Origin of the sequence: Marinifilum sp. (assembly GCF_965230805.1) — a bacterium.
In the GTDB taxonomy this organism is placed as follows: Bacteria; Bacteroidota; Bacteroidia; order Bacteroidales; family Marinifilaceae; genus Marinifilum.
The window spans coordinates 219,381-231,627 of sequence record NZ_OZ246019.1 but is presented as its reverse complement, the minus strand read 5'-3'; the positions used below and the strand labels follow the sequence as shown (position 1 = coordinate 231,627).

The window sequence follows — 12,247 nt, the reverse complement described above, 5'->3', positions numbered from 1 at the left end:
GCTGTGGCGATATTTTTTATGCATGAATCAACTCAAAAAGAACAAAAGCTTATAAGGGACTAATACCAGTTTTTTTTGAGCTTGATGAAAAAAATATTTAGCTTAGGATTTCTAATCCTAAAAACTATTGATATGAAATATTTATTTCCTCTGGTGCTTATTCTTTTTATGTATAAACCCTTATTGGCGCAAGAGTATCCCGAATCATATATGTGCTTTAAAAGGAAGGCTCCCATACAAGTTGATGGAGTACTTACAGATAATGAATGGAAAGATGTCCGATGGACAAATTATTTTGTTGATATTGAAGGAAGAGCTGGCTCAAAACCCAAACACAAAACCAGAGTTAAAATGCTTTGGGACAAAGAGTATTTTTACATTGCAGCCGAGCTAAAGGAGCCGCACATCTGGGCAAAATTAAAACAACGAGATACAATTGTGTACTACGATAACGACTTTGAGGTTTTTATCGATCCGCAGGGTGATAATCATTTGTATTACGAGTTTCAGATAAATGCAATAAATACAGTTTGGGATTTGATGCTTGCCAAGCCATATCGCGATGGTGCTCCGGCAATAAGTGCGTGGGACATTCAAGGATTAAAATCTGCTGTGGAGATATATGGAACCCTCAACGATCCGAGCGATAAAGATAAAAAGTGGACCTTAGAAGTAGCTTTTCCTTGGAATATTTTAAAGGAATGTGCACCGGAAGGTAGAAAACCGAAATCGGGAGAACAATGGAGAGTTAATTTCTCACGAGTAAACTGGGATGTTGAAATTGTTGATGGCAAATACAGAAAAAAAATAAATCCCCAAACGGGTGAAGCTTATCCAGAGCACAACTGGGTGTGGTCGCCACAGGGAGCAATTGCAATGCATCAGCCCGAAACTTGGGGTTATGTCGAATTTTCCGATCGTACCTTAGGAGAAAGTGAAATGATTCCTAAAAAAGATTTGGATTACCCTGTTAAGATAGAACTGATTCGATTGTACAAGATGGAAAAGAAAATGTACTCGAGATATGGCAGGTATTTTAATCGGATTAGTTCTGAATATCCTGTTGGTATAGAAACTACCGGCAGGCAATTCTTAATTTCTATAAAAGGACAAACAGGAAAAACCTGGTACATTAATCAGGAGAGTAAAATTTGGTCGGAGTAATATTGGTATTCTACTCTGGAACTTTTCGGATCAAAAATCCTAAGCTCCTAAAGCCTTGATTGCAAATCAGGACTAGCGATGTAAACCATGTAAAAATAAATTGGGAAGCGCATTTGCCGGTAAATGGAGCTGTCGCAGAATGTCTTAAGTCATAATACTGGCATCATTCCCTTTTTGGATTCAATCGATAAGCAGGGCACAAAAAAAAGAGGCAAATCTTTATACGGATTTCCTCTTTCTATATATGGTAGTTGGGTTAGAATCAAAAGTAATGGGAGGCCTAAATACCTTTTTCAAGTAAAATTAGCGACTATTCATCTGAATAAGATACAAGCTGCTTTCTGCAGTCAGGAAATACAACTATTGAGCTTGGCCTTACCCATTGTTATTTGCTTCGGCACTAAAAGTAATAAGTTTTTGATATATACAAAGCACCGCAAACGATTTAAGTTTTAATTTGGGATTAATCCAAATAAACTTGACCGTAATTCTTTATGAGTTTTGATCACTGATTTTATTCAAAATTAAACACCTATTATTGCTAATCAAACAATAATATGTTAGTTTTGCAATTCTTTGTTTTCCTTCGTTCAAGCAAGCTTGTGCAACCAACAGCTGAATGATATTAATAACAAGTTGTTTTATAGTAATTAATCCAATTATGAGTCCAACATTTCCGCAAAAAGTTATAAAGTATTGTCCCAAGTGTGGTAGCGTCGATTTTCATTACCAGTTGGATAATTCATTTTTATGCGACAGATGCAAGTTTCATTTGTACATTAATTCGGCAGCAGCTGTAGCAGCTTTAATTGTAAATCAAAAAGGAGAGTTATTACTAACCAGAAGAGCAATTGAGCCGCAATCCGGAATGCTCGATTTACCCGGAGGGTTTGTTGATGTAATGGAAACGGCAGAGTGTGCCATGCAAAGAGAAATAAATGAGGAATTAAATCTGGAAATTAAGGAGATGAAATATTTCATGTCATTTCCTAATGAATACATTTTTGGAGGATTGTCGGTTTTTACAACCGATTTGGCTTTCATCTGCCAAATTGATTCTTTTCAAAGTATACTTGCAAGAGATGACATTTCCAACTTCGAGTTTTTTAAACAGGAAGCCATTCCGATGAACGAGATAGGATCCGATTCGATGAAGGAAATCGTAAAAGCTTTTGTAAAATTAAATCAACAATGAGAGTATTAATCAATCCAAAGTATAGCAAAATAGAAAGCTTTGTTAGAAATCTGCCACAAAATTTCGATAAGTCGGGCGAATCTATTTACAAGGGTAGAAATGAAATAAAAGTATTCAATTGCGAAGGAATTAAATTGAATGTCAAGTCCTTTAAAATTCCGCATTTAATTAATAAAATAGCCTATGCATGGTTGCGAGGCTCAAAAGCAAAGCATTCGTTCCAATATGCAATGAGAATGATCGATTTAGGAGCTGATACGCCCGAACCTGTTGCTTGTGTTGAAACACTTAAAAATGGTTTATTCAATAGTAGCTTCTATGTAAGTATTCATCACGATTATGACTTTACCATCCGCGATTTAATCGGATTTGATTTTAACGATAAGGACAATATACTCAGAAAATTTGCAGAATACACTTATCACAAATTGCATAAAAATGGCATTCATCATCTGGATTATTCACGAGGAAACATTTTAATCTCTAAGGAAAAAGATGGATATGGTTTTAGTGTTGTAGATATCAATCGCATGAGATTTGAAAAAATGCCTTATTTAAAAGGACTCAGGAATTTTTCTCAAATATGGGCTAAGGAAGATGAACTGGATGTGGTAGCAAGAGAATATGCTCGATTAAATAATAAAGATGAAGATGAGGCTGCAAGCTTATTAATTCAATTTGATAAGGAGCACAAGGCCAAAATTAACAGAAAGCTTGAATTAAAAGCCAAGTTAAGAAATTCAAAAAAGAACAATGATTAGGGGTAAACCACGAAATAATATAAATAAGATTATTATTAGAATGCCAAATTTTTTGGGTGATTCAATAATGGCCACACCGGCCATTCAACTGTTGTTGACGAATTATCCTAATGCAAAGTTTACTTTTGTTTGTAAAGATCCTGCTAAAGATATATTCATAAATTTTCCTAATCTCGAGAAAATAGTGATTGATCATACAAAAAATGGTGGGAATAGGTTGTTAAAAACAGCGCAGTTAATAAGAGAAATTAGAAAAGAAAAATACGATTTGGGTTTTTTGTTTCAGAATAGTTTGGCAAATGCTATCATTTATAGAGCATGCAGAATACGATCTTTGGTTGGTTATAAAAATGATTTACGAGGTATTCTGCTTAATCATTCAATAAAACTGGACAGAAGTATTCATTACGTAAATCGGTTCGCAGGTTTGGTAAATCATTATTTAGATAATAAGTTTCGAAAGCTACCTTCTATGAAAATATGGGGTGATGAAGTAAAGGAAATCACCGATTTCGAAAATAACCTACCACTTATAGCTTTAAGTCTGGGGAATGATACTCAAAAGAATCGCGCTTATCCGAAAGATTTATCATGGGAGCTTATTCAGAAATTAATAGAGCGAAGAACTTACAACTTAATTTTAGTTGGAGATGATAAGGATGCTGAAAGGAATAAGGAGTATTTCTCAAAACTATCCGATCGAGACAAAAGTTACATCAGAAATTTTTCTGGTAAAACAGATATAGCTACACATGTTGGTTTAATTAAATCCGCCAAGATTTTAATAACAATTGACTCTTCGGGGATGCATATTGCAGCTACTTGTAATGTGCCATTTATTGTTCTTCTTGGAAAATCTACAAGTCCATTCTGCACCGTTCAACCCAAAGTTAATTTCGGACGGTATCTTAAGAATGAAAATAACTTAATTAATGATGATGAGTTTATTGGTCAGATTAAGCCCGACGCAATTATAGATCAACTGGAGTTAATGCTTCAGTAGAAGAGGTTTGAGTTAAACAGACTATAAAGAAGATACTACTGTCACCGATTAGGTGAAACAGGCAAATCATTAGGGTAGGGTATTTAATGAATGATTAGATGCTAATTCGAACTCACGTTAATTATTAAAAAGAATACGATCTATGTTTGATAGCAGCCGAAGGGTATACATATGATCTGCACTTCCTTTTACAATTACTTTATTTAAAATTCTACATCTTTGAAAGCCGTCATCTTCTTGCCAAACATGTTTGATTTTAAATGGGAATTTATCTCGATAAGAATCAATTAACTCCTAGGTGTCTTCCATAGAGCCATTATCACCTATCACTATTTAAAAAGGATTTACAGCTTGTTTAAATATAATTATTTCGAAAAAGTATTTATGCCAATTAAATAGACTGTCCAAAATGTTATGTGGACAGCCTTCTTCGCAATTAGTAACTTGGGTTAGAATATAGGCTCATCCCAAAAATTAGAAGATCTTTTCCCTTTTCCAAAAACATGAAAGTGTTGATTTTCAAAAAGTCGATGCCCTGTAAGTCTTTCAAACCACATTAACACTCTCTCTTTAAGCTTATAATTTTTAATGCGAGGATTAATAGAAACATCCCAATTTATATGCTTCATTCTCTCTCTCATAACTTTAGGATGATGTCCTTTGTAAGGCACAACACAATCATAATCTCTTCCAAAATCGAACTCATCTTCTTGCACTTCACCTTTACCCCAAAATCTCTTATTCCATAAAGAATTATTAACTTTCTTTTTCATTAGATTGGGAGAACGTACCCAGCCATAATGATATATAAAAGCATCTAAAGGAACTCCAGTAGGTTTTTCTCCATCCGATTTACGAAAGCCTTGTGCATCATGCCATGAACGCACTTTTTTATTATTCCTTATAATGCGCATATCTCTGCGATACCATTTCCGACCATATGCCAAATAATTGTAATTTCCCCAAAAGTGCTTCCAATTAAATAGAAATCCATCTACTTCAAGATTATCTTCGTATTTCTCCATGGCTGCTTTAATAACAGGATAATCTTCTTCGTGTAAAACTTCATCTGATTGAAGATACAAACACCATGTATACTCATCACTAATTTGATCTAAAGCTTTATTTGTTTCATCACCAAGAAAATTTCCATTTTTATTATTTGTAGGCCAAATTGAATGTTGGTATTCAATTTTATCAGAGTTTATACTTCGAATTAACTCTTCAGTATTGTCATCACTATCACCTAAGGCAACAATAAATTTATCAACCAAAGGTAAAGCCGATTTTATTGCTTCAACAACAGGATAATCAAATTTAATAGCATTTTTCACAATGGTAAAACCGCATACTTTCATATTATTTTATCTTTTTATTTATTACAATTCTAGAAATGTAGTTGTAGCATATTGTCTAATCTTCTATAAACCAAGTCTAAAAAGTTAGGGCTGTTGTAAGTAGTGATAAGAAGAGCTATTTTGGTATTCTTCATGTTAGTATCTGTTATCAATTTAATATTGTCTTTTTTTCGCATATAAACAGAAGCTTATAAAATGACATTTCATTGTAATAAAAAAAACTCAGCTATAGAAGTCATTTTGAAGCACGCTTTTATGAATAGCTATTTCTTATCGCGTGCAAAGGTACATTATTTTGGTAAAAGCAATGTCTAAGGTTTTAGATCATCTTTACTTCTTCTCAACAATCTGCGCCCCTTGCAACAAATCCTGTTCAAAGGTAATTTTAATGTTTGATTCATCACCTTCCACAATATGAATGGGTTCCTGCGGTAGATATTTCAATACCACGCCGCAATCATCCGTTGCAACAAAATCAGGATCGCTTGTTGCCACATCGTAAGCGCTTTTAATGATTTTGTATGAGAATGCCTGAGGGGTTTGTGCACGTCGTAATAAATTACGATCAGGAACAGATTCTATGGTTTCGTTCTGGTTTAAAAAGAATATTGTATCTGTTGTTGGAATTGCAACTGCAACAGATTTTCCTGATTTTAATTCAGCAATCACATCACTAATAATACGACTGGAAACAAATGGTCGTACTGCATCATGAAATATAAGGTATACGTTTTGTTCGCGTTCATAAGCCTTAATTGCAGCCAAACTAGAATCACTTCTTTCCTTGCCACCACTTAATATGTACCGTACTTTTGAATAATTGTTTTCTGAGATTAAATCATTAATTTCCTCATGGTAGTCGGCATGAATTACTACACAAATCTCATCTATACCTTCGTGATTATCGAATGCTTCGATGCTATGTTGAATAATTGGTTTATCTCCAATTGTAAGGAATTGCTTTGGGAGAGTACTTCCCATTCTTTTTCCGCTTCCACCTGCCAATAGAACTGCAACCTTTTTCATAGTTTTAAGTTTAGTGATGAGCTAAATTAATACAAATTTTTTCCTTGCGAAACTGAAAAAAATAACCGTCTCAAATTTTATTGAAGACGGTTAATATTCCAATAAGTGGAAAATTATCTTTATCTGAAGATTTCGTAATCACCAACATCAGTTAAAATATCATATCCATCTTTTGTTACCAAAATGGTATGTTCGAACTGAGCTGATAGTTTGTTGTCAACAGTTCTGGCAGTCCAGCCATCTTTTTCATCAACAATAGCTCGCGCCTTACCAAGGTTGATCATTGGTTCAATGGTAAAAATCATGCCTTCCTTCATTTTTGGGCCTGAATTTTTTGGAGCAATGTGCTCAACTTGCGGATCTTCATGAAAATCAATACCAATACCATGTCCACAGAATTCATAAACAACGCTGTATTTCTTTGCTTGAGCATATCGCCCAATCATAAAACCAATATTTCCGAAGTAGTTGCCCGGACGAACTTGTTCAATACCTAAATACATGGCATGCTCCGTATCTTCAACCAATTTGGCTGCCTCGTCGGTAATATCACCAATGGTAAACATGGTACTGGTATCACCATAATAACCATCTAAAATGGTAGTAACATCAATATTTAGAATATCACCTTCCTTTAAAATGGTTTTTTCATCAGGAATCCCATGGCAGATGACATCGTTTAACGAGATACAACATGATTTTGGAAAGCCGTGGTAATTTAATGGCGCCGGAATTGCTCCATTGTCGCGAATGTACTCTTCAATCAATTGATCAAGTTTCAGTGTTGATACACCTTCCTCTACGTAATTGCTTATATATTTTAATGTGTTACCGGCCAATTGAGAACTTTTTCTTATTCCTTCAATCTGCTCTGGTGTTTTGATTTTAATTTTACCCATAATTTAAAATCTATTCAGATTCAATTAATCAATTTCATTAAGGGGGCAAAGGTCTGTATTGAAAACGACTTTTGCAAATAGAATAATGGCTATTCAAATTAGTCTATAAAATAAAAGTACTTATTCTTACAAGTGCTTGATAAGAAAGTTAGAGAACAAGCACTTATCGCAGTTTCTCTTAATGCTGATATAAGCACTAACTATAAACAAGCTTAAATTAATTTTGTTTAGACTGTATTAGTTTGGTATTTTAAGGCGTTTAATTTAAAAAGATGGCTCATGATTAAAAAGTTGGCATTATCGGTAATTTTAATTCTATTGTTTCTATCAGGATATACTCAATATTTCAATACAGGTCAGGATCCGACTTCTATAAAATGGAAGCAGATTAATACCAAAGATTTTCAAATTATCTTTCCGGAAGAAGCAGAGTTTAACGCACGTTATGTGGCCACTCTATTCGAAGATCTGCTAAAAAAAGGTGGACAAAGTCTTAAAAGGAAACCAAAGAAATTTTCGGTAATACTTCATTCTCATAGTGCAACATCCAATGGAATGGTGGCCTGGGCTCCCAAACGAGTGGAATTGTATACAACATCTGCGCAAGATAATGATGCTCAGCTATGGTTCGATCATCTTTCAACTCATGAATACCGACATGTTGTACAATTGGATAAACTGGAGCAAGGATTTACCAGAGTATTAAATTACATCTTTGGGCAGCAGGCTACTGCAATTGTAGTTGGTTTATATCTGCCTCCCTGGTTTTTAGAGGGTGATGCTGTGAGTATGGAAACTGCTATGGGACAATCGGGTAGAGGAAGATTGCCGCAGTTTCAGCAAGAGTTAAAAGCTCAACTGATTGAGAAAGGCAAGTATTCATACGATAAAGCTGTAAATGGATCTTACAAAGATTATGTTACCGATAGATACAAATTGGGATATTATTTGGTTGGTAAGGCCAGAATTAATTATGGAGATGAAATCTGGAATAATACACTAAATAAGGTGGCTCGAAATCCAATGGGAATTGTTCCTTTTTCTAATGGAATTAAAAAAAGCTTGAATGCAAAAAGAAATCAGGTTTATAAAGAACTAGAGGAAAAGTACAATTCTGAAAACATTGATTTCGAAGCTGTAAAAAAAGCAAATAAATATGCTGATGGTAAACTGATGCTATATTACGACACAATGCAAGAGTTGATTTGGAATTGGAATGAAGAGGATGCCAAGCTCGAAAAATCAGCTTTTCAATTGCTAAGCAAACGAGAGAAATACTATACCAACAAGCGATTTCCCAAAAGCACGATGAGCGGAGAAGTCATATATTTAAAACAAGGATTATCAGATGCATTACTTTTCGAAAGGATTGATCCAAATGGAACAACACAAAAGCTATTTACTCCCGGATTTCTGCCGAATACATATTTTGATTTTAATCAGGATCAACTTTTATGGGCAGAGTTTAAGCAAAATGTTCGTTGGGATCACGCAGACAAGAGTGTTATTGTAAGCTATAATGTTGAGACAAATAAAAAGAGGGTTTTTCATTTTAAAAAGTCAATGTTTTCGCCATCATTTAACCAAAACGCTACAAAAATTGTTGCTGTAGCTACCGATAATAAAGGCGATAATAGCTTGGTGGTGATAGATGCAAAATCAGGTAAAATCGAACAAAGAATTTTATCCACTAAATTAGAGTATTACCAAACGCCTAAGTTTATTGATAAGGAAAACATTGTTTTGATACAGCTTAACAGCAAAGGCAAACATTTGATAAAACTAAATCTCAAAAATCAACAAAAGGAAGTACTTTTTAGTTCAGGATATGCTGATATGTCTTGTCCAATGGTAAGCGATGATTTTATTTATTTTAATGCTTCCTTTACAGGAATTGATAATGTTTTTACCTTGCACATAAAATCAAATAAAATATATCAAGTTACTTCATCAAGATTTGGAGCCAGAGATGCTTCGGTCGACGCAAATCAAAACTTGTATTATTCCGATTATACCTCCGATGGATATCTTATTGCAAAAACTAAAATTGACAGCAAAAAATGGAAGGAATGGAGTGGTGAATTTTACAAATATCCTTTGGCAGAAGAATTATCAAAACAACAGGAAGGAGAGTTGAATCCTGATACTACCCAATTGGATCGATTCGAAGTGAAAAACTACTCGAAGCTGACTCACCTGTTTAATTTTCACTCTTGGGCTCCAGTGTTTATCGATGGGATTGATGAAAAAACAGATGTTGGAATTTCATTTGCAAGTCAGAACAAGTTGAGCACCTTAATGACTACGGTTGGATACAAAAAAGAGGAAGGATTCGATAACGGGCAGTTTTATGCAAATATTTCCTATCAGGGATGGTTTCCGGTTTTTGATTCAAAATTTACAATAGGTGATAGAAGCAATAGGTATGCAACTTTGGCCCAAAGAATCGAACCCGTTCAAACAGACACGGTTTTGGTTGATACCGATTGGAAACAGTGGGAATGGGAGAATAGTATTAGTTTGCCATTTAATTTGTCATCGGGACAGTATACTCGAATGTTAATACCAAAATTTACATACAACATTGTAAAATTTGCTGATTTAAATACCAAAGCTCTGGCAACAACTCAAAATAATTCTCTTGGCTTGGGCGATTATAAGTTTGCTGACGAATCATTTACTCAAGAGGTAATGGAATACCAACTTTTTGGATATAACATCGCAAAAACAGCACCCAGAGATGTGCAATACCAATGGGCTCAAATTCTCGAACTCAACTACAGAAATACTCCTTTTGGAGATACAGATTTGGGAAACACCTGGTCGGCCGAAGGACACTTGTATTTTCCGGGTTTGGTAAAACATCATGGCATTAAATTATATGGGGGATATCAATATAGATCCTTAAATAATTCCCGATTTTCTAATATGATTAAAAGTCCCAGAGGGATGTTCGACTTATACGGAAAGCACATTGTTACATTAGGCGCCGATTATGCAATGCCACTGTTTTATCCCGATTGGAACCTAGGCCCATTGGCTTATTTTAAGCGAATAAAAATGAATGCCTTTGTCGATTATGGACATCAAGATTTAAGAGTAGAAATTGATGAGAATGTTTTCCAGTTTAAAGACAATTACCTATCGGGCGGCCTGGAGTTAAAAACAGATCTTCATGTTTTAAGATTTTCGGCACCGGTTGATTTCGGTGTTCGTATAGGATACGAAAATCAATCGAAAAGTATGTTTGCCGATTTTCTGATTTCGTTTAATATTGCAGCCTATTAATAATTTTGCTAAACCCCGTTGGTGGTTTTTTACCCTCGCGGTGTTTGCACTTAAATCATTTCATAAAAAATGGTATAATACGAAACGAGCAAGATTAAAATAATTATTAAACCTACACGCTAATCATACAAATGGAAAGAAATTACAAGCAGATGAATAAAAATCTACTTACAATCATATTTTTATTATGCACAAGCATAAGCTTTGCACAGGATAAAATGACACTTAAAGGAGAAATGTCGGATTATACTGGAGAGCAGTTTTTGCTGCTAACCGGCGATAATGGTGGAGTTTTTATTGTTGATAGTGCCACAGTAAACTCGGATGGAATCGTTGAGTTTACTTGGGAGGGATCGCCGGGTTTTTACAGAATGGTAAACAAAGGCGAGAGTATAGATATAAGAATACATAAAAGAAGCTTTTCTTTTGCATTGGCAGGAGATATAAAAAATGGCGATTTGCAGTTTGTCGACAATGACGAAAACTACGAGTATCAGTATTATTTATCCGAGTTCTCGATATTGAATGAATCCATACTTACACTGAGGGATGAGCTTATTGCTTTAAGCGAAAAAGATTCGCTGTATAAGGAAAAATATTCAGAATTTAAAAAGCTAAAGAAAGCAAAACGCAATTTATTAAAAGATTTATGGGGAGGACATATCGATTCCTGGTCGGCTCGTTTTGCTCTGGCTCAACAAGAGTTGATTCCCGACATTAAACTAAAAGGCAAGAAGGCTGATGAGTATTACCTGAAGCACTTTTTCGACTATTTTGCTTTTTCAGATTCATTATTATCAGGAACGCCTGTTTATTATGAGAAATTTGCGAAATATTTAAAGGCTCATAAACTGGATAAGTTGATCGAGAATCAAAACTATGGAAAGATAAAGGAAGTAATCGGAAATTTGTTTTGGTTGACCGAACTCGATCCAGGCTCGCAAAAGTATATGGCCAACTATTTAATGAATCGATTTCCTGAGGAAGATTACAGCGAGGTATATCACATTGTTAGCGATGCCTATCGTGTGCTAAATACCTGCGAGTATATGCTTAACAGCAAAACAATAAAAAGAAGAATCAATAATTTTAAATCAATTAAAAAGGGTTGGCAGGTTCCCGACATACCTTTATATCATACCCAGGATGAGCGAATCCAGAACCTTACCAACGTAAATAGCGAACTTACATTATTAATAGTGTGGTCGGGCAGTTGTGAGCACAGCATTGATATGTTATCGCAAATTACCGAATTGTATTACCTCTATAAAGAAATGGGTTTGGAAGTGGTAGCTGTTTCTCTTGATAGCAATTTAAACTATTGGAAAAGTACCGTTTTAATGGGCGATTATCCTTGGATTAACTCCTGCGATACCGAAGGATTGCAAGGCAGCGTTGCCAATCAGCTCAATATCTTTGTTACTCCAAGTTTGTTCCTAATCGATTCTTCGCTAAAAACCATTGCTTTGCCCCAAACATTTTTCCAGTTGGAGAAGAAGTTGGCTGAGATTTTTAGATGATAAATGTTCTCAACCAGTAACCTCATGTTTTCT

9 protein-coding genes are annotated in these 12,247 nt (G+C 34.8%); 6 read left to right on the top strand and 3 right to left on the bottom strand.

Features of this window, described 5'->3' with window-relative positions; all coding sequences use genetic code 11:
• The first annotated feature begins 132 nt into the window (after positions 1–132).
• From ACO05S_RS00920 to ACO05S_RS00905, 4 genes are all read left to right on the top strand, one after another.
• Positions 133–1,164 (top strand): carbohydrate-binding family 9-like protein, encoded by a 1,032-nt coding sequence (locus tag ACO05S_RS00920; RefSeq protein WP_421919667.1) that lies wholly within the window; start codon positions 133–135, stop codon positions 1,162–1,164.
• Positions 1,165–1,825: 661 nt separating this feature from the next.
• A complete protein-coding gene (locus tag ACO05S_RS00915; protein ID WP_421919666.1) occupies positions 1,826–2,359 on the top strand; it encodes an NUDIX hydrolase in 534 nt (177 codons plus the stop codon).
• A complete protein-coding gene (locus ACO05S_RS00910) occupies positions 2,356–3,120 on the top strand; it encodes a hypothetical protein (protein WP_421919665.1) in 765 nt (254 codons plus the stop codon). Before ACO05S_RS00915 ends, ACO05S_RS00910 begins: the two co-directional genes overlap by 4 nt.
• A 40-nt stretch (positions 3,121–3,160) precedes the next feature.
• Positions 3,161–4,123, top strand: a complete 963-nt coding sequence (locus ACO05S_RS00905) for a glycosyltransferase family 9 protein (protein WP_421919664.1) — start codon at positions 3,161–3,163, stop codon at positions 4,121–4,123.
• A gap of 449 nt (positions 4,124–4,572) precedes the next feature.
• On the opposite strand, the gene ACO05S_RS00900 is transcribed toward ACO05S_RS00905, so the two are convergent.
• The 3 genes from ACO05S_RS00900 to map all read right to left on the bottom strand — a co-directional run bounded on the left by ACO05S_RS00900 (position 4,573) and on the right by map (position 7,406).
• The gene (locus tag ACO05S_RS00900; protein ID WP_421919663.1) at positions 4,573–5,481 is read right to left on the bottom strand and encodes a hypothetical protein; all 909 of its coding nucleotides are present in this window, start codon (positions 5,479–5,481) and stop codon (positions 4,573–4,575) included.
• Between the two features lie 330 nt (positions 5,482–5,811).
• On the bottom strand, positions 5,812–6,507 hold the full coding sequence (gene ispD / locus ACO05S_RS00895) for a 2-C-methyl-D-erythritol 4-phosphate cytidylyltransferase (protein WP_421919662.1): 696 nt from the start codon (positions 6,505–6,507) through the stop codon (positions 5,812–5,814).
• Between the two features lie 119 nt (positions 6,508–6,626).
• Complete coding sequence (gene map / locus ACO05S_RS00890; RefSeq protein ID WP_421919661.1) at positions 6,627–7,406, bottom strand: type I methionyl aminopeptidase; 780 nt, start codon at positions 7,404–7,406, stop codon at positions 6,627–6,629.
• A gap of 279 nt (positions 7,407–7,685) precedes the next feature.
• Between map and ACO05S_RS00885 the strand changes: the two genes are divergently transcribed.
• Together ACO05S_RS00885 and ACO05S_RS00880 are read left to right on the top strand one after the other, a co-directional pair.
• On the top strand, positions 7,686–10,694 hold the full coding sequence (locus ACO05S_RS00885) for a hypothetical protein (RefSeq protein ID WP_421919660.1): 3,009 nt from the start codon (positions 7,686–7,688) through the stop codon (positions 10,692–10,694).
• 152 nt (positions 10,695–10,846) lie between these two features.
• Positions 10,847–12,214 (top strand): thioredoxin-like domain-containing protein, encoded by a 1,368-nt coding sequence (locus ACO05S_RS00880; protein WP_421919659.1) that lies wholly within the window; start codon positions 10,847–10,849, stop codon positions 12,212–12,214.
• Positions 12,215–12,247: the final 33 nt, after the last annotated feature.

Coding starts and splice junctions, on each gene's coding strand:
- ACO05S_RS00920 (WP_421919667.1), top strand. CDS start 133: ATGAAATATTTATTTCCTCTGGTGCTTATTCTTTTTATGTATAAACCC.
- ACO05S_RS00915 (WP_421919666.1), top strand. CDS start 1,826: ATGAGTCCAACATTTCCGCAAAAAGTTATAAAGTATTGTCCCAAGTGT.
- ACO05S_RS00910 (WP_421919665.1), top strand. CDS start 2,356: ATGAGAGTATTAATCAATCCAAAGTATAGCAAAATAGAAAGCTTTGTT.
- ACO05S_RS00905 (WP_421919664.1), top strand. CDS start 3,161: ATGCCAAATTTTTTGGGTGATTCAATAATGGCCACACCGGCCATTCAA.
- ACO05S_RS00900 (WP_421919663.1), bottom strand. CDS start 5,481: ATGAAAGTATGCGGTTTTACCATTGTGAAAAATGCTATTAAATTTGAT.
- ispD (WP_421919662.1), bottom strand. CDS start 6,507: ATGAAAAAGGTTGCAGTTCTATTGGCAGGTGGAAGCGGAAAAAGAATG.
- map (WP_421919661.1), bottom strand. CDS start 7,406: ATGGGTAAAATTAAAATCAAAACACCAGAGCAGATTGAAGGAATAAGA.
- ACO05S_RS00885 (WP_421919660.1), top strand. CDS start 7,686: ATGATTAAAAAGTTGGCATTATCGGTAATTTTAATTCTATTGTTTCTA.
- ACO05S_RS00880 (WP_421919659.1), top strand. CDS start 10,847: ATGAATAAAAATCTACTTACAATCATATTTTTATTATGCACAAGCATA.